We start from the raw sequence: 26,215 nt of genomic DNA, 5'->3' as shown, positions 1-26,215 counted from the left end.
GGTCGGGCGGAGCCGTTACCGCCGCTGCTGGGCCGACCCGGTCTACTCGTCGTCATCGTCGTCGAGGATGCGCGCCCGGGTGGGGCGGTAGTCGCGGATGTCGGGGAGCCGGTCGCCGGCGGCGCGCTTGGCCCGGATGGTGCGCGCATCGCGGGCGGTGTAGGTGATGAGCTCGTCGAGGGAGACGTCAAGGGCGTCGGCGAGAGCGACAAGCATCTGGATCGAGATGCGCTCGGGCTCGTCCTTGACGATGCGCCAGATCGCGTTGGCGGTCAGCGTGATGCCGCGTTCATGGAGGAGCGGCGCAAGGTCTTTGGCGAGGTAGATGTTGCGGCGCGCCATGATTTCCCTCACGCGCCAGGTGTAGTGGATCTCGCGTCGTGTCATGGTTCTCTCCTTCGTGGGAGTTGCTTCGCGGCCGCCAGGGTCCGTTCATGGATCTGCTGCAAAGCTCGGGTCTGGTAGTCGGGGGAGGGGAGGGCGTAGATGGATGTCGTGGACGCGTGCTCGTGTCCGAGCTGCATCTGCACGAACGCGACGTCGAAGCCTTCGCCGATGATGAGATGGGTAGCGTACGAGCGCCGGAAGGAGTGGATGTCGAGCCCCGGCGGGAAACCGAGCTCGTCGATGAAGGCGCGCAGCCGGCCGAGCAGGTGCGATTCGCCCACCACGTTGCCCTTGCTGGTGGGGAACAGGTCGGTGAGGGGTTCGCCGTAGTGGGGGAGACCGTTAGTCACCCAGTCGCGTACGACGTCGACGCTCCACTCCCAGACGGTGAGCACCGAGCGCACCTTCTTCGCCGAGCCTCGGTGGGGTTTGCCCCACCGCACCCGGACTACGCCATAGTCGCCGAAGTAGGGGGCCCTGTGGTTGCGGGACAGGTCGACGAGCTGGAGGTGGCGAAGCTCGTTGGAGCGCAGGCCCCAGCTGTATGCGGCCTTCAGTGCGACGGCGTCGCGCCAGGCCGCGATCGGGGCGCGTCGGCCGGAGTTGATGACGCGCTGCACCTCGAGATCGGCCAGGTCGAACAGCTGCTGCAGCTCACGCTGGGTGAACGGCCGCTTCGCCGGCCGCGCATCGGTCGGTTGAGCGTGGCTGATCCGGTTGAGCTCGGTGATCACCTGCGCGAACCCGGCGCCGAACAGGCGCGCGCACTGCTCATTCCAGTCGTAGCGGGGATCGCACGCGAAGTCGCAGAACAATTTGATCGCCGTCTGATAGGAACGCACGGTCGCGTGGGCAAGATTGCGGATGCCGCGGGCATGGGAGAAGAAGTCATCGGCGTCCGCGAGCGTCCACTGCCACGGGTAGTGCCCACTGAAGTCGACCAGCTGGACTACAAGTGATCGGCGAGAGCCGATCGTTCCCGACGCGAAGTCCTTGCCACGCTGCTGACGCTCCCAGCCGTCCAGCACGCTCTCGAGGAAGAAGTCTGGGTCTGGAACGGAGCCGCCGAACGGAGCGAAGAGCACCACGTTCGAGTCCTCGTCCACACTGCCTCCTCGCGCCTGAACCGGTTGCAAGAATCGCACACAGCATGCAGTTCTTGCTACCGCGATGCGACAAATGCCTGGTCAGGCTAGATGCAGAGGTGAAGCTTCTGAACGGTCGCGCTTATGCCGCTTGGTTTACCCAACAGTACAAGCGGCTCGAAGAAGGCCAGGCCAGGGATGGATTCGAGGGGACCGGTGGGCGTTACCCGATTTCGCTCTATGTGCGAATCTCGCCCATAGAGTCATTACGAGTTGACATAATGTGCATTATCGGCGCGACGGAGAAGGAGCGCGAACGGAACCCCTTCCAGACCCCCGCGCCAGAAGGGGTTCCCAGAAGGGGCTCCATCACCGAAGTTCGCCCACGCGCTCCTGCCCACGCGCTGAATCGCCACGCACACGAGACAGTGTCAACCGGATGACTTTCCCTGATCGTGTTACACCGCTGTAGTTCCGTCGCACACCGCGGGTCGCAGCATCCGTCGTCATCCGGCGAATTCGCGGATGAACAGCGTCTGCGCGACGATCATCCGCTCGATCTCCTTCGGGTCGACCGATTCATCGGACGCGTGGATGCGAGCGAGCGCCGTGTCCTCGGCGCCCCACAGCACGATGGCCGCATCGGGAGCGATCTTCTTGAACGACGCGACGAGCGGGATCGATGCGCCGCTGCCGATGGACTCCACGTCGGCACCGTAGGCCTCGCGCAGCGCGTCCTCCGCGGCGACGATCGCCGGGTGCGACTCATCGACGGCGAACGGATGCCCCACCTTCACCTTCTCGACGACCACTTCGGCGTTCCAGGGCCGCTGTGACCGCAGGTGCGCCATCAGCGCCTCCAGCTGGGCGTCGCCGTCGGAGCCCGGGATGATGCGCATCGACAGCTTCGCCTTCACCTCGTTCAGCAGCACGTTCGACGCCTCGGTCGTGTTCGGCAGATCCATGCCGAGGACGGTGACGGACGGCTTCGCCCAGATGCGGTCCGACAGCGAGCCCGTCCCGAGGAACTCCACGCCCGGAAGGATCGCCGAGCCGCCCCGGTACACGTCCTCGTCCATCTCCGCGCCATCCCAGTGGCCGCTGTCGACACCCGGGATCACCGTGTCGCCGTTGTCATCGTGCAGCGTGTCGAGGATGCGGATCATCGCGGTGAGGGCGTCGGGTGCCGCTCCCCCGAACTCTCCCGAGTGCACGGGGTTCGCGAGCGTCCGCACTGTGACGGTGCAGGCGACATCGCCACGGAGCGCCGTCGTGAGACCCGGCCGGCCCGGCGCCTGAGGGCCGATGTCGGCGATGACATACGCGTCGGCCGCGAACTTCTCGGGGTTCGCCTCGACGAAGGCCTCGAGGTGCGAGATCGTCTCCTCCTCCCCCTCGACGAGGATCTTCACGCGGCACGGCCGGTCGGCGCCGAGCAGCTTGAGGGTCGCGTAGTGGATGACGAGCCCGGACTTGTCGTCGGCGGCGCCGCGGCCGTAGATGCGCCCGTCCTCCTTCGTGACCGGTTCGAACGGCGGTGTGGACCAGCGCTGGCTCTCGGGCGCCGGCTGCACGTCGTAGTGGGCGTAGAGCAGCACCGTCGGCGACCCCTCGGGTCCCGCGAGGTCTGCGAACACACACGGATACCCGTCGGGGACGTCGACGAGCGACACCCCGGTCGCGCCGGCGGCCTCGAACAGCTCCACCACGGCCCTACCCATCTCGTGGACGGGTGCGGGATCGAAGCCCGGGAAGGCCACGGACGGGATCCGCACCAGGGTCTCGAGGCGCTCGATCACTTCGGGCATGAGCGCAGCGGCGCCCTCCGCGACCTCGTTCGTGTCGGACATGCTTGCTCCTCTCCGCACGCGGGCGCGCGCTCAGACGCCGTGGATCCGGGCCGGTTCAGGCCGGGATGATGAGCTGGATCAGCAGACCCGAGGCGACGACGGCCACCCACGAGACCAGCATCGGGATCGTGAAGGAGTGCCAGACGGGCACTTGGGTGAGCTTCGTCGAGCCGGTCTGGTCGGTCTCGACCGACGCGATCTGCGAGCCGTTCGCGGGGAACAGCCAGACGCCGATGAGCGACGGCCACATCGCCGTGATCACTCCCGGCGCGAGCCCGGCGGCGAGCGCGATGGGGATGAGGGTGTTCGTGGTCGCGGACTGGCTGGTGGTGAGGCCGCAGACGAGGAACAGCGCGACGGCCAGCAGCAGCGGGTTGGACTCGATCATCGCGCCGAGCGGCTCGATGATCGTCTCCTCGTTCGCCGAGATGAAGGTGTCGGCCATCCACGCGATGCCGAAGAGGGCGACAGCGGCGACATAGCCGGCACGCAGCAGCGGCTGCTCGACCACGAGCGACGGCTTGACCTTGCGCACGAGGATGATCACGAGGGCGACGGTGAACATCACCATCTCGATGACCGGCGACATCCCGATCGGCACGAGCTCGCCCTCGTCGTTCGGGAACGCCGGGCGCAGCGAGGGGAACAGGCCGAGCGTCACGACCAGGAGCGTGCCGGCGATGAAGATCCACGCCGCCGTCGCGCCGCCCGGAGGCACGGGGTGTTCCACGGGCTGCACCTTCACGGCCTCTCCCCCGGCGGGTGCGCCCAGGCTCGAGGTTCCGGCACCCGCACCACCGCCGATCTTCGCGGCGTACGCGGCCTTGAGCGGCGCCGGCACCTCGACGGTCCCCTCCTCGACGCGCTTGAGGAACACGGGGTCGTCGAGCAGGTTCTTGCCGATGCGCTGCTGCACGAACGATGTGGCGATGCACGCGATGATCGCCGCCGGCACTGTCACCGCCAGGATCTGCGGAAGGCCGTACCCGGTGCCGTCCATGAGCACGAGATAGGCCGCCATCGCCGCCGACACGGGGCTCGCGGTGATGCCGAGGCCCGAGGTCACGGTCGACGCCGCAAGCGCGCGCTCGGGACGCTGTCCGTTGCGGTAGGCGGTCTCGTAGATCACCGGGATCAGCGCGAAGAAGATGTTCGACGTGCCCGACAGCACGGTGAACACGAAGGCGACGAGCGGCGCGACGAAGGTCAGCCGGGCGGGATTGCGCTGGATGATCTTGGAGGCGATCGCCACGAGGTAGTCGATGCCGCCGGCGGCCTGCATCGCCGAGGACGCCGTGATCACCGCGATGATGATGAAGAACGCGTCCACGGGAGGCGATCCCGGCTCGAGTCGGAAGACGAACACCAGGATCGCGGTGCCGACGACACCCCAGAGCCCGAGTCCGATCCCGCCGGTGCGCACGCCCATGACGATTGCGCCGATCACCACGCAGGCCTGCAGGATGACGATCACTGTCTCCATCGAAACCCCCGAATCGACTTCCCCTCAGCGCCGACGATAGCGACGCGCGGCTCCGGCGTCGAGGGAGTCGCAGGAAGTGACTTCCGTCACTCCCGCCCCGCCGCGGAACCACACGAGCCGGCGACGGTCACACGACCCAGTGGCCGCCCCGCATGAGCACGCGGCCCGCCAGTTCGTTCGATTCGCGCCACGCCTGGATCCGGGTCGGCCGCAGCACGAGGAACACGTAGCCGGCGAGCCCGCGCGGGTCCCAGTCGGCCTGCGCCGCATAGGCCTCGCCCAGCGGTGCGTCGTCGTCCACGCCCGCCGACCGCTCGAGCACGACGTCGATCACCGCCACGTCACGCGTCGGACCGACCGCGAGTCGCGCGACCCCGGACGCACCGAGGTTGCGCGCCGTCACCGATCCGCCCTCCAACGCGATGACCGCCCGGTCCTCGATCCACGCGAGCGACAGCGGCACGAGATGCGGCGCCGCCTCCGCGGATGCCGTCGCCACCCAGACGTCGGCCGCCGGAGCCGTCAGCGCCGTGAGCAGATCGGCCTTGCGGGTCACGCGGTCACGGGGTTCAGGCATCCGTCGCTCCTTGGTCTCGGCGGGTGTCAGTCTGTCAGACGGTGACGCGCGATTCGCACCGCAGAGAACGACTTCCTAGGCTCGAAGCATGCTGGAGTCGCTCACCGGGTTCGTCGTCGTGGGCGTGGCGATCCTCGTGGGCTGGATCCTCGGGCGCATCGATCTGCTCGGCGAGCACGCGCGGCCCGTGCTCGCGCGCCTGACCTTCTTCGTGCTCTCCCCGTTCCTGCTGTTCGTCGTCCTCGCGCAGGCCGACGTCCACACACTGTTCTCGGCCCTCCTCCCGGTGTCGGCGATCGCGGCCGTGGCCGTCATCCTCGTCTACGCGGTCATCGCCCGTCTCATCTGGCGGCGCCCCGCCGGCGAGACGGTGATCGGCGCCCTCAGCGCGGGTCAGGTCAACTCGAACAACATCGGCATCCCGCTGTCGCTGTATCTCCTCGGCAGCGCAGCGTATCCCGCGCCGGTCATCCTCATGCAGCTGCTGGTGTTCACCCCGATCACGATGGCGATCCTGGATGCTGTGACCACCGCCCGCGCATCGCTCTGGCGCGCGGTGGCCCGGGTGGCGACCAACCCGATCGTGGTCGGCTCGGTACTGGGCACGCTCGTCTCCGTGCTCGGGATCGAGCTGCCGCCCGTCGTGATGGAGCCGGCGATGCTCATCGCGAACGCGTGCGTGCCGATCCTCCTGATCGCGTACGGCATCTCGCTGCACGGGCAGCGCGTGCTGGGGGCGTCGGGGCGCCGGCGCGACATCGTTCTCGCCACGATCCTGAAGCTCGTCGCGATGCCTGTGATCGCATGGGCGGTCGCCGAGTTCGTGTTCGGCCTCTCGCCGCACGACGTGCTCATCGTCACGGTGCTCGCCGCGCTGCCCACGGCGCAGAACGTCTTCAACTACTCGCAGCGCTACGACGTCGGCGAGACGATCTCGCGCGACACCGTGTTCCTCACGACGATCGGCTGTGTCCCGGTGCTGATCCTCGTCACCCTGCTGCTCGGCTGACTGCTGCTCGGCTGACCTGTCTCACCGGGCTAGGGCCGCACGATCTCGTGCAGCATCCCGAGCACGAGCCGCATCTCGTCCCCGTCGCGCAGCACGGTGAAGAGCGTGTGGGTGCAGGAGCGGCAACGGACGATCGCCGCCGTCTCGTCGATCTCGACGACGGCCTCCGCAAGCGGCGCGGCATCGCCGCATCCGCCGCACACGCCGACCAGCGCGGTGACGTCGGTGCCGAACACATCCCACAGCATCCCCGCCGCGGCGTTGCCGTCGACGACGCTCGCGGCGTTCTCGGCACGCATCATGCACCTCCGAAGCGTTCAGTCCTGATCCGGGCGGGCTCATGGCCCCACCCGACGAGCGCGTCGGCGACGTGCTCGACGAACCCCGTGGGTCCGCACACGTACACGATCGGCTCCTGCGACGGCTCCCACGTCGCCGCGCGCAGTGCGTCCTCGTCCAGCCTCCCGACCGGATCCGTCCAGCCGTCTGGCGCCGCGCGGGTGTACCGCCACGTGAGCCCCACTCCCCCGTCGTCGGCCAGCCGCTCGAGTTCATCGCGATATATCGCGTCGCTCGCCGTGCGGACGGAATAGAGCAGTCGGACGGATGCTGCAGCCCCGGCATCCGTCGCAGCCCGCACCATCGCCATCAGCGGCACGATTCCCGACCCCCCGGCGATGAGCTGCACGGGCCCCTCTCCCCCGGGTCGCCACACGAAGTAGCCCCCGAGGGGCCCCTTGACCTCGAGCTCGTCGCCCGGCAGCACATCCTCCACGAGGTACGGCGACACCTCGCCCTCGGGGATCTCGTCGACCGCCAGTTCGATCGTGTCGCCGGGGCCGTACGAACCGAGCGAATACGACCGCACCGCCTGGTAGCCGTCCTCGGCGGTGAGCCGGATGTCGACGTGCTGACCCGCCGTGCTGCCCGGCCAGCCCGGCACCTCGAGTCGCAGGATGCGCGCCGACGGTGTCGCGGGCAGCGCCTCGAGGACGCGGCCGGGCCGCCAGCCGCCGACCGTCACCAATACCGCTCCTCGGTCCAAGGATCGCCGTGCATGTTGTACCCGTTCTGCTCCCAGAATCCGGGCTCGTCGTCCTGCATGAGGGTGAGCCCGCGCACCCATTTCGCGCTCTTCCAGAAGTACAGATGCGGCACGAGCAGCCGCGCCGGCCCGCCGTGCTCGGGGTCGAGCGGCTCGCCCTCGAACTCGAACGCGACCCACGCCTTCCCGCCGAGCAGGTCCTCCATGGGCACGTTCGTCGTGTAGCCGCCGTAGGAGTGCGCCATGGCGAATTCGGCGTCGGTCTCGACCGTGTCGAGCAGGGTGTCGAGCGACACGCCGCGCCAGGACGTGCCCAGCTTCGACCACCGCGTCACGCAGTGGATGTCGGTGTCGACGTCCTCGATCGGCAGAGCCATGAACTCGTCCCACGTCCACGAGACCGCGTCGCCGCCTTCGGTGCGGATGCCGAAGCGCCAGTCGTCCTGCTCGATCCGCGGCGTCGGACCGGCCGACAGCACGGGAAAATCCTCCGTCAGGTACTGCCCGGGTGGCAGCCGCGGATCGCTCTCGCGGCGACGCGCTCCGAACCCTCTCGATACGACGGCCATCGAAACCTTCCTCCTGCACGCCGCGCCGGGCGCGCACGCTCACGGTCACGCACGCTCACGCTAGCGCGCTGCGGCCCGCCGAGGCGATGGGCATCGGGCAACACACGTTCATGGTCGCTTGCAAGTTCGATGTGGGGTCTAAGCTTTAGCCGCACCACGTACAGGGAACTCTCAGAAAGGCCCCTCATGTCCACTGCATCCGAAGCCGAGAAGTCGGCCGTCAACGGAATCCGCACGGCGCTCGGCGTCGGCGGCGTCCTCGCCATCATCGTCGGCATCCTGATCCTGGTCTGGCCGGGCAAGACCGCCGCGGTCATCACGGCGATCATCGCGATCTATGCGATCGCCGCCGGCCTCGTCTACGCCGGGCTCGGGATCTTCTCGAAGACCAAGGGCGGCTGGGCCCGCGTCGGCCACATCGCGCTCGGCATCCTGTTCATCATCGCCGGCGTCGTGGCCCTGTTCAACCTTGGGCAGACCACCGCGTGGCTCGCGCTGTTCCTCGGCATCCTCATCGGAATCATGTGGATCGTCGAAGGCATCGTCGCGCTGTCGACGCTCGGCGACGCGTCGTCGAAGGGCTGGTCGATCTTCTTCGCCATCCTGAGCATCATCGCCGGTATCGTCGTGCTCTTCGCGCCGGTCTGGGGTGTCGCGATCCTCTGGTGGATCCTCGGCATCTCGCTCGTCGTGCTCGGCATCATCAACGTCGTCCGCGCCTTCACCTTCAAGGGCGACATCTGATCCGCGCCTGAAACGAGTCGGCCCCGGGAGCGGAAGCTCCCGGGGCCGACTCGTGTCTGTGATCGGATCAGCCGACCGGCAGGTGGCGGTCCCACCAGTCCAGCACCGCGTCGAAGCGCTGGACGCGATGCCGCGGCTGACCTGCGCGCGTGAGCTCGTGGTTCTCGCCGGGGAACACCAGCAGTTCGGCCTCGGTCCCCTGGCGCTTGAGCGCCGAGTAGTACCGCGTCGCCTGCTCGAGCGGGCAGCGGAAGTCCAGCTCCGAGTGCATCACCAGTGTGGGCGTCGTCACCTGGCCGACGACGGCCATCGGGCTCTGGCGCGCGATGTCCTCCACCGAGACTCCGACGTACTCGTCGCCGAAGAACGAGCCGATGTCGCTCGTGCCCTGGAACGAGAGCGGCTCGAGGAAGCCGCGCTCCACGATCGCGCCCGCGAACCGGTGGTCGTGGGCGATGACCCACGCCGTGAGGTATCCGCCGTACGACCCGCCCTGCACGCCGACCCGCTCTCCGTCCAGACGGGCGTCGTCCGCGATCGCCCCCTCGAGGAAGTCGATGACGTCGGCGAAGTCGACAGTGCCCATCTGCTGACGGATGCTGCGGCCGTGCGCCCGTCCGTACCCCGCGGATCCGCGGGGGTTGGAGTACACGACGGCGTATCCCGCATCGACGAGCACCTGCGTCTCGTCGAACAGGTGCACCCCGTACGAGGCGAAAGGCCCGCCGTGGATCTGCAGGATGACCGGGAACGGTCCCTCGCCCTCCGGCGTCGCGACCCATCCGTGCACCGGGTAGCCGTCGCGCCCGGTGACCGTCAGCTCCCGCGGGAGGACGATTCCGGATGCTGCGGCCCGAGCCCCGAACGAGGTCAGCGTCCGCGCGGCACCAGCCTCGATGAGCACGAGCTCGCCGAACGAGTCGGGCTGCGACACGGCTGCCACGACGCGGCCGCCGCCGGTGGCGTGGCCGCCCACCTCGACGTCTCCGCCGAGGACCTCGGTGACCGCACCGTCGCGCGTGACGCGCAGCAGTCGCACGCGGCCGCGCGCGGCATCCTGCACGAGGAAGGCGTCGCCGTCCACCCGCAGGTGCCCCTCGCCGAAGTTCAGCGCATCGGCGTCGGTGACGCGACGCGCACCGCGGCCCTCGAGGAGCCACAGTCCGACGCCGGGGGCGATGAAGTCCACGCCGTCGCCGACCTCGTGCGCGAGGAGGGCGATCGTGCCGTCGGGGGCGACGACCGCGTCGTAGATCGCGATGCCGGTGTCGGGTCCCAGCACCTCACGCTGCCCGGAGCCGTCCACCGCGAGGGCGATGAGGCGGTCGCGCAGATCGCGGCGGTCCGACTCGATGTCGTCGGGAACGGTGAGGATCTCGCGTCCGTCGGACGTGAAGACGACCCCGCCGTGCGATGCCGTGCCCTCCGTCAGCTGGCGCGCCTCCGCGGCGACCAGCGTCTTCTTGGGCGGCGTCTCGTCATCGGGGCGCACCGCCGATGCAGGCTCGTAGAACGGCTCGGCGTCCACAGCGGGCGCGGCGATCACGAAGACGTGGGCGGGCCGGTCGCCGATGTAGCCGAGGCCGTTCGCGTGCCACCGCACACCGGTGATGTGCCGCGGCGCCTCGGCCGCAGCATCCAATCCCTCCACGCTGCCGTAGCGGCCCTTCTCGGGCACGCGCGCGACGAACGCGATGCTCGCGCCGTCCGGAGACCAGGCGAAGTCCTCGACGCCCAGCACCGCGTCGGTCGCCTGCACCGGCTCGCCGCCGGCAGCGGCGGCCACGTGCACCTGCGGCTTGCCCTTGGCGTCGCCGCGCACGAACGCGATGCGCGTGGCGTCGGGAGAGAGCTGGGGGGCGCCGTCGGCGGTGCCGCGTGTGAGGCGGCGCGGCGTGCCATCGGGCAGATCGACGCGCCACACCTGTCCGACATTGCGGTTGGCGGCGATGTCGGGGCGAGAGGTCGCGAAGACGGCGAACGAGCCGTCGGCGGCGATCTCAGGACGCCCGACCGAGACGAGGGTCTCGATGTCGTTCGCCTTCATCGGGTCACTCCGTCCCGAACGACGAGACGTCGCCGACGAGACGGGTGTTGTCCGCAGGCACCGGGTCGAGCGCGGCCTGCGCGACCTCGGCGGCGAACTCCGACACGTTGTAGAGCTTGCCCGCGTCGTCGCGGCGGGCGGCGATCGCGCCCGGGTTGGCCCGCTCGAGCAGCGTCGCCGTGATGGTGCCCTCGATCATGTCGCCCGAGACGACGACGAACTCGACGCCGCGCTCGGTGAGGGCGGGGATGCGCTCGCGCAGGGCGTCCTCGCCAGCGCGCTTGGAGAGCGCGACCGGCTCGTACTCGGGCATCGTCGGGGTGGTGCGGATGAAGTGCGCCTGGTGGCTCGTGACGAAGACGACGCGCGAGCCGTCGCCGAGGAGGGGCAGCGCGGTCTCGAGCACGTTCACCTGGGCGTCACGGTTGAGCAGGAGCGCGTAGTCCTCGGCCATGCCCGACTCCATGCCGCCCGACGCGTTGAGCACGAGGATGTCGAGCGAGCCGAACGTGTTGGCGACCTCGTCGAACATCGCCTGGACGGATGCGGGGTCGGTGAGGTCGGCGCCGACGACGAGCACCTGGACACCCAATCCGCGCAGCTCGCCGGCGAGCTTCTCGGCGCGCGGAGCCTTGTTGCGGAAGTTGATGACGACGTTCGCCCCGGCCTGTGCGAGGTAGCGGGCCGTGTCGGCGCCGATGCCGCGGGACGAGCCCGTCACGAGGGCGGTCTTGCCGCTCAGCGAGCTCTCGGGAAGCGGGGTCAGAGTCTGAGTCACGTGTAGACCCTACCTGCTAGGTTCGAGCTGAGGAGGCGCACCGTGGAGCTCATCGAGGTCGTCGAACAGTGGGCATGGATCGGCTGGCTCGTGCTGATTCTCGTGTTCCTCGTGATCGAGATGCTGACGCTCGACTTCACGTTCCTGATGCTGAGCATCGGCGGCCTCGCGGGCCTCGTCACTGATCTGCTCGGCGCTCCGATCTGGCTGCAGGTGATCATCGCCGCCGGCGTCGCCGCCGCCCTCGTGCTCCTGCTGCGTCCGCCCCTGCTGCGGCGATTGCGCCGTGGAGAGGACCCGACGCCGTCGAACGTCGACGCCCTCATCGGCTTGGGCGGCACCGTCGTCTCGTCGGTCGGCGCGCACGGCGGTCAGGTCAAGCTCGCCAACGGCGACATCTGGACCGCGCGCACAGAAGCCGGCGACCTGCAGCCGGGCATGCGGGTGCGGGTCAGCCGCATCGACGGCGCGACCGCGATCGTGCGCTCCGACTCCCCCGACCCCCTCGCCCCCGCACCGGAGGACCCGCTCGCATGAACGACTTCACCTCGGCCATCCCGGCGGCGATCGGGTGGATCCTCGCGATCGCCGTCTTCATCTTCGTGCTGGTCGTGATCTTCCGCTCCATCCGGATCATCCCGCAGGCCAGCGCGGGGATCGTCGAGCGGCTGGGCCGCTATCACAAGACACTGACTCCCGGGCTGAATCTGCTCGTCCCGTTCATCGACCGCCTGCGGCCGCTGCTCGACATGCGCGAGCAGGTCGTGTCGTTCCCGCCGCAGCCGGTGATCACCGAGGACAACCTCGTCGTCTCCATCGACACGGTCGTGTACTTCCAGGTGACCGACGCTCGCGCCGCCACGTACGAGATCGCGAACTACCTGGGCGCCGTGGAGCAGCTGACGACGACCACCCTCCGCAACGTCGTCGGCGGCCTCAACCTCGAAGAGGCGCTCACGAGCCGCGACAACATCAACGGCCAGCTCCGTGTGGTCCTCGACGAGGCGACCGGCAAGTGGGGCATCCGCGTGTCTCGCGTCGAGCTGAAGGCCATCGATCCGCCTCACTCGATCCAGGATTCGATGGAGAAGCAGATGCGCGCCGAGCGCGAGCGCCGAGCGACGATCCTCACCGCCGAGGGCTCGAAGCAGTCGCAGATCCTCGAGGCCGAGGGCCGGCGGCAGGCCGAGATCCTCAAGGCCGAAGGCGACAAGCAGGCGGCGGTGCTGCGCGCACAGGGCGAGGCCGAGGCGATCCAGACCGTCTTCGACGCGATCCACACCGGCAACCCCGACGACAAGCTGCTGGCCTACCAGTATCTGCAGACGCTCCCGAAGATCGCCGACAGCGCATCGAGCAAGCTCTGGATCATCCCGAGCGAGTTCACGGAGGCGCTGAAGGGTCTCACGGGCTCCTTCGCCGGTGTGATGACGGATGCTGCGGCCAAGGGTCGTGCGCCCGCCACGGGCGGCCCGGCCACCGGCGGTCCCGCGATCGGCGGTACGCCGCCCGCGGTCACCCCGCCCACCCCGTGACCCACCCCTGGTTCGAGGGAGTCGCGACGCCGCGCGTCCTCGCCCACCGGGGCCTTGTGACGCCCGATGCCGAGCGCGGCGGCATCGTCGAGAACTCCTTCGCCGCGATCGCCGCGGCGCACTCGGCCGGGGCGGACTACGTCGAGTCGGACTGCCACCGCACCGCCGACGGTGTCGTCGTCCTGTTCCACGACGACGACCTGTCGCGCGTGACCGGCGACCCGCGCAAGATCGCCGACGTGACGGTGCGCGAGCTCGAGCATCTGATGGCCGCGCGGGGTGGGCTCATCACGCTCGCACAGGCCCTGCACTCGTTCCCGACTGTGAGGTTCAACCTCGACGTGAAGGCGGCGGATGCCGCGACCGCCGTCGGCACCACGATCGCGCCGTTCGCCGACCGCGTGCTGGTGACGAGCTTCTCCGACGAGCGGCGGCGCGCCGCGCTGGGCGCGGCTCGGGCCGTGGGCGAGGCGTCGGGGCGCAGCATCCGTCCCGCCACCTCCGGTGGTCGCGGCACCATCGGACGCGTGCTGGCCGCCGTGTCGGCGCGCTCTGATCGGCTGGTCGCGCGAGCTCTGGCCGGTGTGGACGCGCTCCAGCTGCCCGAGCGGCAGGGCCGCCTGCGGATCGTCACACCGCGGCTCATCGCGGCGGCGCACCGGCATGGCGTCGAGGTGCACGTGTGGACGGTGAACACCCCCGATGACATGGTGCGGTTGGTCGAGATGGGTGTCGACGGCATCGTCACCGACCGCGCGGACGTCGCACTCGCCGCTCTCGCCTAACATGGGGTGGTAACGGTCCGCATCTCCCCCTGTGCATTCACCGTGAAAGGTCGATGAACAGGGCTCCTTCGGATGATCCGCTCAGGTCACTTCGTTATACCTGTACAGCGACGAGAGGACCACAAAATGGCAGACCGCAGTCTGCGCGGCATCCGACTCGGCGCCCAGAGCCTACAGAGCGAAGAGGGCGTCGTGTTCCATGAGCGCGCACAGCACATCTACTCGTGCACGTCGTGTGGACGTGACACGACTTTGACCTTCGCGGCCGACGCCGAGGTTCCGCCCGCTTGGGAGTGCCGCACGTGCGGTGCCGAGGCGCTGCTGCGGGTGGGTGACGGCACCGCGACCGTCGACCACTCCGGCGACAAGACGCCTCGCAGCCACTGGGACATGCTCCTGGAGCGCCGTACCATCCCCGAGCTCGAAGAGCTGCTCGAGGAGCGCCTCGCTTACGTCCGTGCCCGCCGCGGCGCCGGCGAGGCCGTGACGGTGGACAAGCTCAGCGCCTGACCCGCGCTCCGCGCGACGCCGGCCCTACGGGGCCGGCGTTTTCGCGTGCCCGCCGGAGCGGCGTCGCACCACGATGCCGAGTCCGGCGAGCACGATGACGCTGCCCCATGACACGAGCGCGTTCAGCCACGACCCGATGACGACCGCGGGCGTGAGACCCGTCCGCAGGGGCACGTCGGTGAGCATGTGTCCCGGTTCATCGGCCGGGAGCCCGTCGATGGTGGATCCGTCGGGCGCGATCACCTGACTCGTGCCGACCGTCGACAGGTTGACGACGGAGCGCCCGGTCTCGATCGCGCGCAGCCGCGCGACCGCGAGCTGCTGCAGGTTCTCGTCGGTGCCACGGAAGTCGGCGTTGTTGGTCTGGAAGAGGTAGACGCGCGCGCCGTCGCGGGCGCCCTCCCACACGAGCGCGTCGTAGATCACGTCGAAGCAGATGGCGAGCCCGACGGCGGTGCCGTCGACGTCGAACACCGGAGGCGTCGTGCCGGGTGTGTAGTCACGGCCGATCATCCCGATGAGGTCGGGGGCGATCGACGCGTAGAACTCCCGGTCTGGCACGTACTCCCCGAACGGCACAGGGTTGCGCTTGTCGTACGTCTGCTCGATGCCGGTGCCCTCGCGCCAGAGGAACGACATGTTGAAGTACTCCTCGCCGCGCTTGTCGATGCGGTTCGCGATCAGCGGCGCGCCCACCTGCCTGGCCACGCGGTCGAGGGCGGCCGCGACGACGGGTGACGCGTCGGGATCGACGTCGACGCTCCCCTCCGGCCACAGCACGACGTCGACGTCCTCGGCGCCGAACAGCGGCCTCGTGGCCTCGTACTGGGATTCGAGGATGTCTCCGGCCTCCCGCTCGTCGAAGTAGCCGGCGGGGCCGTTGCCCTGCACGCTCGCGACGCGCATCGAGCCCGCGGGGGTCGTCGCCCACGCGGGGACGACCACGAGCGCGGTCGCGACGAGGGCGAGCACCCCGACCGGGAGGAGGGGACGGATGCCGCCACCCCGCGCCCGCCGCGGAGACCGGACGAGTTCCACCGCGGCGGCGACGAGCGCGACGATGAGGAAGGTGAGCCCGGCGGTGCCGGTCCACGAGACGACCTCGGCGAACGGGCCGTTCACCTGGGAGGTGCCGACGCGCCCCCACGGGAATCCGCCGTACGGGAAACCGCCGATGACCGCCTCTTTCGCGGTCCACAGCCCCGCGACGAGCACCGCAGTCAGCAGAATCCGCCCGCGGCGGGGACCGACTTGCGGCACCCAGCGATAGGCCAGCGAGATGAGCACCGCTCCGCCCGCGACGAACAGCGATTCGAGGACCGAGAGTGCGAGCCACGGAAGCGGCCCCACCCACTCTGCGGTGAAGTCGACATTGAGCAGATAGAACGCGAGACCGTAGGCGAGCCCCGTCAGGAACGCTCCGCCCGCCCGGCGCCCGATGAGCGTCACGAGCGCCAGCGCGACCGACACGAAGGCCATCGGCCACCATGCGACCGAGGGGAAAGCCACGTCGAACAGCACTCCGGCCAGCACCGAGAGGGGGACCGCCGCCCACAGCGGGAAGATCGGGCGAGGTGGCACGGGATCAGCCTAAGCGAGCGGAACGGCGATCCTTCGCCGCGTCGGCGCCGCTAGACGCCCGAGTACGCGACGATGCCGCGGCGCACGGCATCCAGCGCCTTGCGAGCCGTCCCCGCGATCGGCTGATCGGCGACGATCGACAGCTGGTCGAGCAGGTCGATGGTCTGCTTCGACCAGCGCACGAAGTCGCCGGCGGCCATGTCGGCTTCGATCAGCACGCGGTCGAGCATGCCGCCGCGCGCCCACGTGTGCATGGCCTGCGCGAGCCCGGCCGAGACCGGCTCGGTGCCGGGCAGCCGGTGCTCCTGCTCGAGGTCGTCGAGCTCCTGCCACAGCGACAGCGTCGCCTCGAACGCCGGACGGAACGCGCCGCGTGGCAGCCCCCGCTCCCCCGGGCCGCCGTCGTCGCGCCTCGGCTCGTACACGAGCGAGCACGCCAGGGCCGCGAGGGAGGCGGCATCGAGGTCCTTCCAGATGCCGCGCCGCAGCGACTCCGCGACGAGGAGGTCCCGCTCGCCGTAGATGCGGCGCATCGTGCGGCCGGCGGGAGTCAGCGCCGTCGCGCCGTCTTCGTCGATCGACACGTACTCGAGCGCGCCGAGCACGTCGACGACGCGGTCGAAGATGCGCGCGACGGTGCCGGTGCGGGTCTCGATCTGGCGACGCAGCCTGTCGATCTCGCGCTTGAGCTTCCAGTACCGCTCGGCCCACCGCGCGTGGTGCTCGCGGTCGGGGCACTGATGACACGGATGCCGCTGCATCTGCTTGCGCAGCGTCGCGATGTGGCGCAGCCGCTCGTCGCGGGTGCGCCGCGACGCGTTGGCGTCCTTGCGGTTGAGCTTCTCGACGTCGCTCAGCTCACGGCGGATGCGCGAATACTCGGCGAAGTCGCCACGATCGCACGTCATCGCCTTCGCGTAGCCGGCGAGCGACTCCTCCTGCTCCTTGACCTGCCGTGCGAGCCCGACGACGGCACGGTCGGCCTGGAACTGGGCGAACGACGACTCGAGGATCTCGCGCGCCTTGGCCCGGCCGAACTGGTCGATGAGGTTGACCGCCATGTTGTACGTCGGCCGGAAGCTCGAGTTGAGCGGGTACGTGCGACGCGAGGCGAGGGCGGCCACAGCCTGCGGGTCGAGGCCCTCGGTCCATTGGATGACCGCGTGGCCCTCGACGTCGATGCCGCGACGGCCGGCACGGCCGGTGAGCTGTGTGTACTCCCCCGACGTGATGGCGACGCGGGCCTCGCCGTTGAACTTCTCGAGCTTCTCGAGCACGACGGTGCGCGCAGGCATGTTGATGCCGAGTGCGAGCGTCTCGGTGGCGAACACCACCTTCACGAGCTTGCGCTGGAAGAGCTCCTCGACGACCTCCTTGAACGCCGGCAGGAGCCCCGCGTGGTGCGAGGCGACGCCGCGTTCGAGGTTGTCGCGCCACTCCCAGAACCCCAGTACGGCAAGGTCCTCTTCGAGCAGGGTGCGCGTGCGCTCCTCGATCACCGCGCGGATCTCGCGACGCTCGTCCTGGGAGGTCAGCCGCACACCGGCGCGGCGCACCTGCTGCACGGCGGCGTCGCAGCCCGCCCGGCTGAAGATGAAGAAGATCGCGGGCAGCAGATTGGCGCGCGAGAGCAGCTCGACGACGTCGGGGCGGTCGAGGCGCTCGATCCGCTGCACGTTCGCGGACCGCACGGGTCGCTTGCCCCCGCGGTTCGGACGGCGACGGGATGCCTCGTACCCCGCCTGCCGGGCACTGTTCGCCGCCTGCACCCGATGATTGCGCTCGAAGTTCTGGCCCTTGAAGGAGCGGATGCGCATGAGCTCCTGGTTGACCTGGGCCGTCGCGATGCCGGCGCGGTCGTCGAAGAGCGGCAGCAGGTCGCCGCGCACGAGCACGTGCTGCTCGAGGGGTACGGGCCGGGTCTCGGAGACGATGACTTCGGTGTCCCCGCGCACGGTGTCGAGCCAGTCGCCGAACTCCTCGGCGTTCGAGACGGTGGCCGACAGCGAGATCAGCCGCACGCTGGGCGCGAGGTGGATGATGACCTCCTCCCACACCGCGCCGCGGAAGCGGTCGGCGAGGTAGTGCACCTCGTCCATGACCACGTAGCGCAGCCCCCGCAGCGCCGGGGAGTCGGCGTACAGCATGTTGCGCAGCACCTCGGTCGTCATGACGACGATGCGCGCGTTGCCGTTGATGTTGGTGTCTCCGGTGAGGAGTCCGACCTCGCCCTCGCCGTAGACCTCCTGAAGCTCGCGGAACTTCTGGTTCGACAGCGCCTTCATCGGCGTGGTGTAGAACGCCTTGTCGCCGGGCTCGCGCATCGCCAGATGCACCGCGAACTCGCCGACGATCGTCTTGCCGGCGCCGGTGGGCGCGGCCACCAGGACGCTGCGGCCTTCTTCGAGGGCGCGGCATCCTTCGATCTGGAAGGGGTCGAGCGTGAATCTCTGAGACGCGGCGAAGGCGGCCGTGATCGGGTGCGTCCGATCCAGGCGCGCCGACGCGCTCGCTCGCGCGTAGCGATCGGCGGGAGCGGGCTCGCTCACGGGACCTCGGGCGGCAGCAGGCCGGCTGCGCGGTCTCGCTTGGCCCTGCTGCGGTCGAACAGCATCGACAGCCCGGCTGCCCCGATGAAGAGCACGATCAGGATGCCCGCCAGCATCAGCATGCTCACGACATCGGCGGCCGGCGTGGCGAGAGCGGCGAACGCCGTCGCGACGATGACCGCGACTCTCCAGCCCTTGAGGATCGCCCGGCCCGAGATGATCCCCGCCAGGTTGAGGGCGACCAGGAAGACGGGCAGCACGAACGAGACGCCGATGACGATCATCAACTTGAACACGAAGTCGTAGTACTCCGCGGCCGCGTAGAAGTTCACGGCGCCATCGGGGGTGAATCCCCACATCAGCTCGATGACGTGCGGCACGATCAGCAGCCCGACATAGCAGCCGATGAAGAACAGCGGCACCGCGGCGGCGACGAAGCCGACCGTGTACTTGATCTCCTTGCGGGTCAGCCCCGGCATGATGAAAGCCCAGACCTGCCACAGCCAGACCGGCGCCGACAGGAACAAGCCGATCGAGAACGCGATCCGCATGCGCAGGTCGAAGGCGGAGGTGACGGTGCCGAAGTTCAGCGCCGAGAAATCATCGCCTCGCTGTTCGGCGATGACGCGGATCGGTTCGGTGATCCAGTGGATGATCGGGTCGGTGATGAAGAAAGCCACCACCATACCTGCGAGCAGCCCGATCGCCGCGATGACGAGACGCCTGCGCAGCTCGAGGAGATGCGCGCCGAGCGACATTCGTTTGTCGCGCTTCGGCAGCTCCGGTCCGTCAACGGAAGCGGAGCCGGTTGCGGCCACCATCCGCTACGACTTTTGATCGCGGGAGCCGTCAGGGGTGCCGGGGGCAGCGGGGGTCGTCGTATCGGCGGTGGGTGCGTCCGCCACGTTCGCGGTGGTCGATGCCTCCGCGGCCTTGTCGTCGTCCTTCATCGCCTTCATCTCGCCCTTGAACACGCGAGCCGACTGGCCCATGCTCTTGGCGAGTGCCGGCAGCTTCGCCGCGCCGAACAGCAGAAGGATGACGACGAGCAGGATGATCAGGTGCCAGCCGTTCAGATTGCCGAACATGAGGTGCTCCGTCGTTCGCTTCAGCGGGGATGCCGCAAGTCTAATATGCCTGCGAGGCCGTCGCCCGTCGTCACCGGTATTGCGCCAAGCCCGCGTCGGCCCAATCGGCGACGGCGCGGCGTGCTGCCGCGGGCTCGAACACCTCCACGAGGCCGCCACGGCGCGCCGCCAGGCGTCGGAGGCTGAGCTCGTCGGCGACGCGCATGGTCGCGACCGTGACGCCGTCGGCGGTCTCGAGCGCCGCGCGGTCGAGGTAGTCGCCGACGAGCGGCGCGACGTCTTCGGCGAAGCGGATGCGCGCGACCACGTCGCCCGCGTCGGTGTCGAACCAGTCAGGGGCCTGTTCGCCCGCGTGCGTGCTCGGGATGCCGGTCAGCTCGAGGTCGCTGACGCGGTCGAGGTGGAACGTGCGCATCGCCTCACGGAGGTGGCACCAGCCCTGCAGATACCATTGCCCGCTCGCGATGTGCACCTTCACCGGGTCGACGGTACGCGTCGTGGGCGCAGCGTCCGGCGCCTTGTAGGTGAACGAGACGGCCACTCCGCGCCGCAGCGCGTCGGACACGAGGTCGCGCACGGCGTCGACGGGCTCCGTCGCGAGGATCACCTCGGCCGGGATCCCCGAGGCCCCCCGCGCGAGCTTCGCGAGCAGCCCGGCGTACAGGGCGGTGTCGCCCACTCCGGGGATCGACCGCGCCAGCTGCAGACCCGCGAGGAGGGCGGCCGCCTCGCGCGCCGTGAGCTTGGGCGCCCGCTCGAGCCCGACGGAGTTCGTGATGACGATGAGGTCGCGCTCGTCGAGCAGGTCCCAGTCGATGTCGAACAGGTCGTTCGCCATCTGCCAGTACCCGCGGTCGCCGGGCAGCCCGATCACGGTGAGCTTCTCGACCATCGAGCGCATCTGCTCGGCCGAGACGTCGAACTCGTCGGCCGCCTCGGCGAGCGAGACCTCGCCCTTGCCGATCAGGTACGGCACGAGCTGAAGCATGAGGGCCGCGCGATCGGTCGCGACGAGCTGGCGGCGGACGCTCATGAGTTCCCTCCGTGGAGGTCGCGGGTCGCGGCGAGCCGGTCGATGACGCGATCGCGCAGGTCCGCAGGCTCGACGACCCGCACTTCGGGGCCGTAGGAGGCGAGCTCGTCGGCGAAGATGTGCACGTCGACGTACGGCACGCGGATCCCCTGCTCGGCCGGCTGCGCGCGGCGTGCGAGGCGAAGCGCCGCCTCGGTGCCGGGGTTGACCTCCAGCAGCGCCGAGTTGCGCGCGGCGACCTCGTCGAGGCCCGCGAGCGCCCGGTCGCCTGCACCTTCGCGCAACGCCGGGTCGAAGGATGCCCGGGTGACGGCGACCTGCCCGACGATGCGGGCGAGGAGGAACGTGCGGTCCTCGCGGACGTCGAGGTCGATGCCGAACACGTGCCACCGGCCCTCGTACTCGACGAGGGCGAGCGGCTGCACCCGCCGGGTGCGCGGTGCGGCCTCCCCCGGCTTGAGATAGGGGAAGGTGACGACGCGGCTCGACTCGATCGCCTGCTGCAGCGCCGGGAACGCGGGGTCGCGCAGGCTCAGGCGCGGCGAGAACCCGATGATCGGCTCGTCGACCAGGTCGCCGAGGGCGCGGATCTTGCGCAGGCCGCTGCGGGCGTCGTCCGACAGGGAGCTCTCGCTCCACACCCCGCCGGCGAGGGTCAGCAGCGCCAGCTCGGCCGGCGTGAACTCGATGTCCTCCGGCAGCTCGTACTCGGCGCTCGGCACGCGGTACCGCGCCTCGCGGAGGTCGTCGGGGTCTGCCCAGTCGCCGATCGTCTCGATCGGAACCCCGAGGCCCCGCAGCGACTCCTTGTCGCGCTCGAACATCTTCTCGAGCGCATCCTTCGACGCGCCGGCCTCGCTCTGCTCGCGGTAGCCTGCGACCGAGGTCAGGATGGTGTCCTTCGTGAGACCCTGATCGGTCGCGATGAGCGCCACCACGAGGTTCACGAGACGCTCCTCGGGCGGGATCTTCGCGGCGGCAGTGGCAGGCACCCGCCTATCCTATGGCCGCCCGCGTCGGGGTCGTCGAACCCCCGCTACTGCGCCGGCACCGCGTCGAGGCCGAGGATGTCGACCACGAAGACCAGCGTCGAGCCGGCCGGGATGCCGCCCTGCGCCTGGTCGCCGTAGCCCTGGTCGGGCGGCACGACGACCATGACCTGCGAGCCGACGGTCTGCCCCTCGAGCGCCTGCGCGAACCCGGGCACGACGCCGTCGAGGGTGAGCGATGCCGGCTCGCCGTCCCACGTCGTGTCGAAGGGCTCGTTCTCGCCCCACACCACGCCGGTGTAGTGGACGCGCACCGGCTGGTCCCCGGTGACCTTCTCACCGTCGCCCTTCTTGAGCGTCTGGATCGTCACGTCGTCCGGCGCGGCGCCGTCGGGGATGATGAGGCCCGGGCGCCCATCGGGCGCACGAACGACGCTGGGCAGCCCGAATCCGCTGTTGAACTGGTTCTGGCCGTCGGCGGCCGCGAGGTACACCTTGCGGAGGTCGATGACCGCGACGAGGGCGTCTCCGTCGTCGAGGCCGGCCTGTTCGGCGACGCCGTCGGCGAGGTCGTCGGACGACAGCGCGACAGCGACGCGGGACCCCTCGGTGGCGCAGTGCAGAGCGTCCTCGAAGCCCGGGAAGTTGGCGAACTGCGCGACCGAGCCCACCCGCGACATGTCGCCGTCGTACGGGGTAGCGGCGAGCTTCTCACCGGTTGTGCCGCTGAACAGTGCGACATCGAGCACGAGCGGCTGGTTGACGGAGGTGACGGCGGTGCCCTCACCCGTCACCACGTCCTCGTAGGCGAGCTCCGGAGCCTTCACGGGCGTGTACAGGTCGACCGTCGGCTCGTCCTCGGTGTCGCCCGTGACGGTGATGAGGTCCATCACGTCGGGGTTCGACACCTCGGGACGCGAGCAGTCTGACGCGGACGCGCCGGGCAGCGAGCATCCGGCCAGGCCGACGGTCACGAGTCCCAGGACAACCAGGGCAACGGGGATCTTGCGCACCGGGCTAGTTTAGGCGGACTCGTCGGGCGCGTCGGACCGTCCGGCCGCCTGGCGCGCGCCCTCGGCGGCGCGCTCGGCCTCCCGGACGCGCTTGCGCAGGTTCTTGTCGGTGATCTGACGGTCGCCGACGGCGCCGGGTGTCCACAGCTCCACGTCCTCGTCGCCGTAGCTCGACTTCGACGCCCGGCGCTTCACCTCGGGCGGTACGGCTCCGGGCGCGAGCCGTCGCGCCCACACGAGGAAGCCGGTGTGCGCGATCATGCGGTGGTCGGGGCGCACAGCGAGGCCCTCGACGTGCCAACCGCGCACCATGGTCTCGTTCGCATCGGGCTCGGTGAACAGCCCGGTCCCGCGGATGTACTCCGCGACGCGGCTGAGCTGGGTCGCCGTCGCGACGTAGCAGACCACGACGCCGCCCGGCGTGAGCGCCTCGGCCACGGCATCGATGCACTCCCAGGGCGCGAGCATGTCGAGCACGACACGATCGACGGATGCCTCGGCCACCGTGTCGTTGAGCTCCTCGGCGAGGTCGCCCACGACCACGTCCCAGTTCGCCGGCACGTGCCCGGTGAAGGTCTCGACATTCGCCCGCGCGACCGCGGCGAAGTCGTCGCGGCGCTCGAAGGAGACGAGCCGCCCCTCGCTGCCGATCGCGCGGAGGAGCCAGAGCGACAGCGCTCCCGAGCCAACACCGGCCTCGACGACCGTGGCACCGGGGAAGATGTCGGCCTCGGCGAGGATCTGCGCGGCGTCCTTCGGGTACACGATGGCCGCGCCGCGCGGCATCGACATCACGAAGTCCCGCAGCAGCGGGCGCAGCGCCAGGTACTCGTGCCCGCCGCTGTTCGCGACGACGGACCCGTCGGGCTGCCCCACCAGCTGCGAGTGGCGCAGCACTCCGTGGTGGGTGTGCAGCTCGCCGCCCTCGCGCAGCGTGATGGTGTGCAGGCGGCCCTTGGGCCCCGTGAGCTGCACGCGGTCGCCGAGGCGGAAGGGGCCGCTCGGGCGCCCGCCGGCGAGTTCCTGGTCGTCGGTCATCGGGAGGTCTCCTCGGCGGGGTGCGGGGCGTGGACGCGGGTGCGGTGCGCGGCATGGAACTCGGCGACGTCGACGGCCGTGCGTCCTTCGAGGCTCTCCCAGAGCGTGTGCGCGCCGGCGCCGGTGAGCGACACCATGAGCGGCACGCCGATGACCGATGCGCCCGAGGCGACGGCGGAGCGAAGCCCGTTGGGCGAGTCCTCGATGGCGACGACCTCGTCGGGCGTGACGCCGAGCGCCTCGCACGCCTGCAGATAGGGGTCGGGGAAGGGCTTCGGCCTCGTGGCGTCATCGCCCGCGACGACGACGTCGAACGCGTCGAAGTCGATGAGGTCGACGACCGTCTGCGCCATGCGGCGCATCGACATCGTCACGAGTCCCGTCTTGACGCCGGCCTCTCGCAGGCTCGCGAGCAGCTCGCGGGCGCCGGGGCGGAAGGGGACGCCCGTGGCGGACAGCTGACGCATGACGTCCTCGGTGAGGTGGTCGATGATCGCGTCGGTGCTCATGCGCACGCCGGTGCCCTGCAGGATCCGGGCGGAGTCCTCGAGGCCGAGGCCGACCAGTCCGAGCGCCTGCTCGTGGGACCACGTCCCGCCGTAGCTCTCGATGAGGGGCGTCTCCGCCGCCATCCAGTAGGGCTCGGTGTCGACGAGGGTGCCGTCCATGTCCCACAGGACGGCGGCGAGTCGGGGCGCATTCACCGTGCAATCCTACCGAGGGGTCTCCGGCCCTCCGTGGGGGCGGGGGCATATCCTGGAAGGAACCCGCAGCGGATGCGGGTGAAGGGGGTCTCGTGGACGGATTGGGTCGTCGTGTTCTCGTCGCAGCGTTCGACGGCTGGAACGACGCGGGCGAAGCCGCGTCTTCCGCGATCACGCAGCTGCGCGAGGGCGGCTCCTACGAGACGGTGTTCTCGGTCGATCCCGAGCTCTACTTCGACTACCAGTACACGCGTCCGCACATCGCTGCGGACGGCGACGGCCGTCGCACGCTCCGCTGGCCCGAGGCCACGCTGCTGCGCCCGGCGCAGGCGACGCGCGGCACCCAGCTGTGGCTGCTGACCGGCGTGGAGCCCGCCCGCGCGTGGCAGGCGTTCTCGTCGGAGTTCGTCGACATCGCCCTCCGCGAGGACATCACGGGGTTCGTCGCGATCGGCTCGATGATGTCGGACGTGCCGCACACCCGGCCCATCTCGGTCTTCTCCGGCAGCGACAACGAGAACCTGCGCACGGCGCTCGAGCTCGAGCGCAGCACCTACGAGGGTCCCGTCGGCATCCTCAGCGTCCTCGGCGACGCCGCCGAGCGCGCCGGGATCCCGACCGCGAGCCTGTGGGCGAGCGTGCCGCACTACGTCGCAGGGCACACGCCGTCGCCGAAGGCGACCCTGGCGCTCCTCGACCGGCTCGAGGACCTCACCGGCGCCTCCGTCCCCCGCGGCGACCTCGCCACGGAGGCAGCGGCATGGGAGGCATCCATCGACGCGGCCGCGGCCGACGACGAGGAGATGACGGAGTACATCCACCAGCTCGAGCGCACGCGCGACACGTGGGACTCCCCCGAGGCCTCGGGTGATGCGATCGCGCAGGAGTTCGAGCGGTACCTGCGCCGCACCGACGGCAAGCCGGGCGACGGGCCGAGCAAGCCCGGCCGCGACGACCCGCGCCGCTGAGCGGCATCCGTCCCCCGCGTCAGGGGTTGATGACGCCCATGCTCAGCAGCACCAGCAGGAGTGAGCCGACCGCGACGCGGTAGACCACGAACGGCAGGAAGCTGTGCTTGGAGATCCAGCTCATGAAGAACGCGATCACGCCGAGCGCGACGACGAATGCGACGGCCGTCGCCACCGCGGTCTCGCCGAGGGTGAACACGCCAGGCTCGCCGAGGCTCTTGAACAGCTGGAAGAACCCGCTGCCGAAGACGGCCGGGATCGCGAGCAGGAACGCGTAGCGCGCCGCGGCCGCCCGCTCGTAGCCCATGAAGAGGCCGGCGGTGATGGTTCCGCCGGACCGCGAAACGCCCGGGATCAGGGCGAGCGACTGCGCGAAACCGTAGATCACGCCGTGGCCGACCGTGATGTCCTGCAGCTTGCGCTTCTTGGCGCCGACGTGGTCGGCGATGCCGAGCAGCACGCCGAAGAAGATCAGCATGCCGGCCGTGATCCAGAGCGATCGCAGCACGGTCTCGATCTGGTCCTGGAACAGCAGGCCGAGCACCACGATCGGGATCGAGCCGACGATGATGAGCCAGCCGAGCTTCGCGTCGGGGTCGTTGCGCGGGATGCGGCCGAACAGCGCCCGGAACCAGTGCCCGATGATCCGCACGATGTCGCGCCAGAAGAAGACCACGACGGCCGCCTCGGTGCCGATCTGGGTGATCGCGGTGAACGCGGCGCCCGGGTCCTCTGCCGACGGCAGGAACTCGCCGAGGATGCGCAGGTGCGCGCTCGACGAGATCGGCAGGAATTCGGTCAGTCCCTGGACGAACCCGAGGATGATCGCTTCGAGAAGCATGGGCGCC

At 69.8% G+C, this 26,215-nt stretch carries 27 protein-coding genes; 7 read left to right on the top strand and 20 right to left on the bottom strand.

Annotated elements, in window-relative coordinates; translation table 11 throughout:
• Positions 1–42: 42 nt before the first annotated feature.
• From ASF40_RS05565 to ASF40_RS05545, 5 genes are all read right to left on the bottom strand, one after another.
• Positions 43–387 (bottom strand): helix-turn-helix domain-containing protein, encoded by a 345-nt coding sequence (locus ASF40_RS05565; RefSeq protein WP_056367227.1) that lies wholly within the window; start codon positions 385–387, stop codon positions 43–45.
• Positions 384–1,493, bottom strand: a complete 1,110-nt coding sequence (locus ASF40_RS05560) for a tyrosine-type recombinase/integrase (protein WP_056367226.1) — start codon at positions 1,491–1,493, stop codon at positions 384–386. The genes ASF40_RS05565 and ASF40_RS05560 overlap by 4 nt, the downstream gene beginning before the upstream one ends.
• Before the next feature lie 485 nt (positions 1,494–1,978).
• Positions 1,979–3,322 carry a M20/M25/M40 family metallo-hydrolase gene (locus ASF40_RS05555; RefSeq protein ID WP_056367225.1) on the bottom strand — a complete coding sequence of 448 codons (1,344 nt, stop codon included), beginning with the start codon at positions 3,320–3,322 and terminating at the stop codon, positions 1,979–1,981.
• A 55-nt stretch (positions 3,323–3,377) separates the two neighbouring features.
• The gene (locus tag ASF40_RS05550) at positions 3,378–4,805 is read right to left on the bottom strand and encodes an anaerobic C4-dicarboxylate transporter (protein WP_056367224.1); all 1,428 of its coding nucleotides are present in this window, start codon (positions 4,803–4,805) and stop codon (positions 3,378–3,380) included.
• Between the two features lie 127 nt (positions 4,806–4,932).
• Entirely contained in the window at positions 4,933–5,382 is a 450-nt protein-coding gene (locus ASF40_RS05545) for a hypothetical protein (protein WP_056367223.1), read from the bottom strand.
• An 88-nt stretch (positions 5,383–5,470) separates the two neighbouring features.
• Here ASF40_RS05545 and ASF40_RS05540 point away from each other — a divergent pair, with 88 nt between their 5' ends.
• Positions 5,471–6,391 (top strand): AEC family transporter, encoded by a 921-nt coding sequence (locus ASF40_RS05540; RefSeq protein WP_056367222.1) that lies wholly within the window; start codon positions 5,471–5,473, stop codon positions 6,389–6,391.
• Between the two features lie 29 nt (positions 6,392–6,420).
• On the opposite strand, the gene ASF40_RS05535 is transcribed toward ASF40_RS05540, so the two are convergent.
• Genes ASF40_RS05535 through ASF40_RS05525 form a run of 3 tightly spaced genes read right to left on the bottom strand, consistent with a single transcriptional unit; the run spans position 6,421 to position 8,005 of the window.
• The gene (locus tag ASF40_RS05535) at positions 6,421–6,693 is read right to left on the bottom strand and encodes a DUF6510 family protein (RefSeq protein ID WP_235560143.1); all 273 of its coding nucleotides are present in this window, start codon (positions 6,691–6,693) and stop codon (positions 6,421–6,423) included.
• Complete coding sequence (locus ASF40_RS05530; RefSeq protein WP_200919457.1) at positions 6,690–7,415, bottom strand: ferredoxin reductase; 726 nt, start codon at positions 7,413–7,415, stop codon at positions 6,690–6,692. Before ASF40_RS05530 ends, ASF40_RS05535 begins: the two co-directional genes overlap by 4 nt.
• Positions 7,412–8,005: a sulfite oxidase-like oxidoreductase gene (locus ASF40_RS05525; RefSeq protein WP_082496893.1), complete on the bottom strand. Its 594-nt coding sequence runs from the start codon at positions 8,003–8,005 to the stop codon at positions 7,412–7,414. The genes ASF40_RS05530 and ASF40_RS05525 overlap by 4 nt, the downstream gene beginning before the upstream one ends.
• 186 nt (positions 8,006–8,191) lie before the next feature.
• On the opposite strand from ASF40_RS05525, the gene ASF40_RS05520 reads away from it, so the two are divergent.
• Positions 8,192–8,749, top strand: coding sequence for an HdeD family acid-resistance protein (locus ASF40_RS05520; RefSeq protein WP_056367218.1), 558 nt, complete (start codon positions 8,192–8,194; stop codon positions 8,747–8,749).
• Positions 8,750–8,816: 67 nt separating this feature from the next.
• On the opposite strand, the gene ASF40_RS05515 is transcribed toward ASF40_RS05520, so the two are convergent.
• Entirely contained in the window at positions 8,817–10,796 is a 1,980-nt protein-coding gene (locus ASF40_RS05515) for a S9 family peptidase (RefSeq protein ID WP_056367217.1), read from the bottom strand.
• 4 nt (positions 10,797–10,800) lie between these two features.
• Entirely contained in the window at positions 10,801–11,574 is a 774-nt protein-coding gene (locus ASF40_RS05510; protein WP_056367216.1) for an SDR family oxidoreductase, read from the bottom strand.
• Positions 11,575–11,616: 42 nt separating this feature from the next.
• On the opposite strand from ASF40_RS05510, the gene ASF40_RS05505 reads away from it, so the two are divergent.
• From ASF40_RS05505 to ASF40_RS05490, 4 genes are all read left to right on the top strand, one after another.
• Positions 11,617–12,111 carry an NfeD family protein gene (locus ASF40_RS05505; RefSeq protein WP_056367215.1) on the top strand — a complete coding sequence of 165 codons (495 nt, stop codon included), beginning with the start codon at positions 11,617–11,619 and terminating at the stop codon, positions 12,109–12,111.
• Positions 12,108–13,109: an SPFH domain-containing protein gene (locus ASF40_RS05500; protein WP_082496892.1), complete on the top strand. Its 1,002-nt coding sequence runs from the start codon at positions 12,108–12,110 to the stop codon at positions 13,107–13,109. The genes ASF40_RS05505 and ASF40_RS05500 overlap by 4 nt, the downstream gene beginning before the upstream one ends.
• Entirely contained in the window at positions 13,106–13,894 is a 789-nt protein-coding gene (locus ASF40_RS05495) for a glycerophosphodiester phosphodiesterase family protein (protein ID WP_056367214.1), read from the top strand. The genes ASF40_RS05500 and ASF40_RS05495 overlap by 4 nt, the downstream gene beginning before the upstream one ends.
• A gap of 126 nt (positions 13,895–14,020) precedes the next feature.
• Complete coding sequence (locus ASF40_RS05490) at positions 14,021–14,404, top strand: RNA polymerase-binding protein RbpA (protein ID WP_045302382.1); 384 nt, start codon at positions 14,021–14,023, stop codon at positions 14,402–14,404.
• 24 nt (positions 14,405–14,428) lie between these two features.
• Here the strand turns inward: ASF40_RS05490 and lnt are convergent, their stop codons facing one another.
• The 9 genes from lnt to ASF40_RS05445 form a co-directional block, all read right to left on the bottom strand.
• Positions 14,429–15,985 carry an apolipoprotein N-acyltransferase gene (lnt, locus tag ASF40_RS05485; protein ID WP_056367213.1) on the bottom strand — a complete coding sequence of 519 codons (1,557 nt, stop codon included), beginning with the start codon at positions 15,983–15,985 and terminating at the stop codon, positions 14,429–14,431.
• A gap of 50 nt (positions 15,986–16,035) precedes the next feature.
• Positions 16,036–18,534, bottom strand: coding sequence for a DEAD/DEAH box helicase (locus ASF40_RS05480; RefSeq protein ID WP_056367212.1), 2,499 nt, complete (start codon positions 18,532–18,534; stop codon positions 16,036–16,038).
• Complete coding sequence (gene tatC, locus ASF40_RS05475) at positions 18,531–19,292, bottom strand: twin-arginine translocase subunit TatC (RefSeq protein ID WP_056367211.1); 762 nt, start codon at positions 19,290–19,292, stop codon at positions 18,531–18,533. The genes ASF40_RS05480 and tatC overlap by 4 nt, the downstream gene beginning before the upstream one ends.
• 66 nt (positions 19,293–19,358) lie before the next feature.
• Positions 19,359–19,622 (bottom strand): Sec-independent protein translocase subunit TatA, encoded by a 264-nt coding sequence (gene tatA, locus ASF40_RS05470; protein ID WP_056367210.1) that lies wholly within the window; start codon positions 19,620–19,622, stop codon positions 19,359–19,361.
• 70 nt (positions 19,623–19,692) lie between these two features.
• Positions 19,693–20,655, bottom strand: coding sequence for a helix-turn-helix transcriptional regulator (locus tag ASF40_RS05465; RefSeq protein ID WP_056367209.1), 963 nt, complete (start codon positions 20,653–20,655; stop codon positions 19,693–19,695).
• Entirely contained in the window at positions 20,652–21,647 is a 996-nt protein-coding gene (locus ASF40_RS05460) for a helix-turn-helix transcriptional regulator (RefSeq protein WP_056367208.1), read from the bottom strand. Before ASF40_RS05460 ends, ASF40_RS05465 begins: the two co-directional genes overlap by 4 nt.
• A gap of 44 nt (positions 21,648–21,691) precedes the next feature.
• Positions 21,692–22,657, bottom strand: coding sequence for an FKBP-type peptidyl-prolyl cis-trans isomerase (locus ASF40_RS05455; protein WP_056367207.1), 966 nt, complete (start codon positions 22,655–22,657; stop codon positions 21,692–21,694).
• 9 nt (positions 22,658–22,666) lie between these two features.
• The gene (locus tag ASF40_RS05450) at positions 22,667–23,695 is read right to left on the bottom strand and encodes a tRNA (adenine-N1)-methyltransferase (protein WP_056367206.1); all 1,029 of its coding nucleotides are present in this window, start codon (positions 23,693–23,695) and stop codon (positions 22,667–22,669) included.
• Positions 23,692–24,399: an HAD family hydrolase gene (locus tag ASF40_RS05445; RefSeq protein ID WP_082496891.1), complete on the bottom strand. Its 708-nt coding sequence runs from the start codon at positions 24,397–24,399 to the stop codon at positions 23,692–23,694. The genes ASF40_RS05450 and ASF40_RS05445 overlap by 4 nt, the downstream gene beginning before the upstream one ends.
• A gap of 92 nt (positions 24,400–24,491) precedes the next feature.
• On the opposite strand from ASF40_RS05445, the gene ASF40_RS05440 reads away from it, so the two are divergent.
• Positions 24,492–25,367, top strand: a complete 876-nt coding sequence (locus tag ASF40_RS05440) for a PAC2 family protein (protein WP_056367205.1) — start codon at positions 24,492–24,494, stop codon at positions 25,365–25,367.
• Positions 25,368–25,386: 19 nt separating this feature from the next.
• Here ASF40_RS05440 and ASF40_RS05435 read toward each other — a convergent pair whose 3' ends face one another.
• Positions 25,387–26,208, bottom strand: a complete 822-nt coding sequence (locus tag ASF40_RS05435) for an undecaprenyl-diphosphate phosphatase (RefSeq protein ID WP_056367204.1) — start codon at positions 26,206–26,208, stop codon at positions 25,387–25,389.
• Positions 26,209–26,215: the final 7 nt, after the last annotated feature.

Origin of the sequence: Microbacterium sp. Leaf288, from assembly GCF_001422925.1 — a bacterium.
GTDB lineage: Bacteria > Actinomycetota > Actinomycetes > Actinomycetales > Microbacteriaceae > Microbacterium.
Note: the sequence above shows the minus strand (reverse complement) of the source record. Positions and strands in the feature narration are given on the sequence as shown.

Coding starts and splice junctions, on each gene's coding strand:
- ASF40_RS05565 (WP_056367227.1), bottom strand. CDS start 387: ATGACACGACGCGAGATCCACTACACCTGGCGCGTGAGGGAAATCATG.
- ASF40_RS05555 (WP_056367225.1), bottom strand. CDS start 3,322: ATGTCCGACACGAACGAGGTCGCGGAGGGCGCCGCTGCGCTCATGCCC.
- ASF40_RS05550 (WP_056367224.1), bottom strand. CDS start 4,805: ATGGAGACAGTGATCGTCATCCTGCAGGCCTGCGTGGTGATCGGCGCA.
- ASF40_RS05545 (WP_056367223.1), bottom strand. CDS start 5,382: ATGCCTGAACCCCGTGACCGCGTGACCCGCAAGGCCGATCTGCTCACG.
- ASF40_RS05540 (WP_056367222.1), top strand. CDS start 5,471: ATGCTGGAGTCGCTCACCGGGTTCGTCGTCGTGGGCGTGGCGATCCTC.
- ASF40_RS05535 (WP_235560143.1), bottom strand. CDS start 6,693: ATGATGCGTGCCGAGAACGCCGCGAGCGTCGTCGACGGCAACGCCGCG.
- ASF40_RS05525 (WP_082496893.1), bottom strand. CDS start 8,005: ATGGCCGTCGTATCGAGAGGGTTCGGAGCGCGTCGCCGCGAGAGCGAT.
- ASF40_RS05520 (WP_056367218.1), top strand. CDS start 8,192: ATGTCCACTGCATCCGAAGCCGAGAAGTCGGCCGTCAACGGAATCCGC.
- ASF40_RS05515 (WP_056367217.1), bottom strand. CDS start 10,796: ATGAAGGCGAACGACATCGAGACCCTCGTCTCGGTCGGGCGTCCTGAG.
- ASF40_RS05500 (WP_082496892.1), top strand. CDS start 12,108: ATGAACGACTTCACCTCGGCCATCCCGGCGGCGATCGGGTGGATCCTC.
- ASF40_RS05490 (WP_045302382.1), top strand. CDS start 14,021: ATGGCAGACCGCAGTCTGCGCGGCATCCGACTCGGCGCCCAGAGCCTA.
- tatC (WP_056367211.1), bottom strand. CDS start 19,292: ATGTCGCTCGGCGCGCATCTCCTCGAGCTGCGCAGGCGTCTCGTCATC.
- tatA (WP_056367210.1), bottom strand. CDS start 19,622: ATGTTCGGCAATCTGAACGGCTGGCACCTGATCATCCTGCTCGTCGTC.
- ASF40_RS05465 (WP_056367209.1), bottom strand. CDS start 20,655: ATGAGCGTCCGCCGCCAGCTCGTCGCGACCGATCGCGCGGCCCTCATG.
- ASF40_RS05450 (WP_056367206.1), bottom strand. CDS start 23,695: ATGACCGACGACCAGGAACTCGCCGGCGGGCGCCCGAGCGGCCCCTTC.
- ASF40_RS05435 (WP_056367204.1), bottom strand. CDS start 26,208: ATGCTTCTCGAAGCGATCATCCTCGGGTTCGTCCAGGGACTGACCGAA.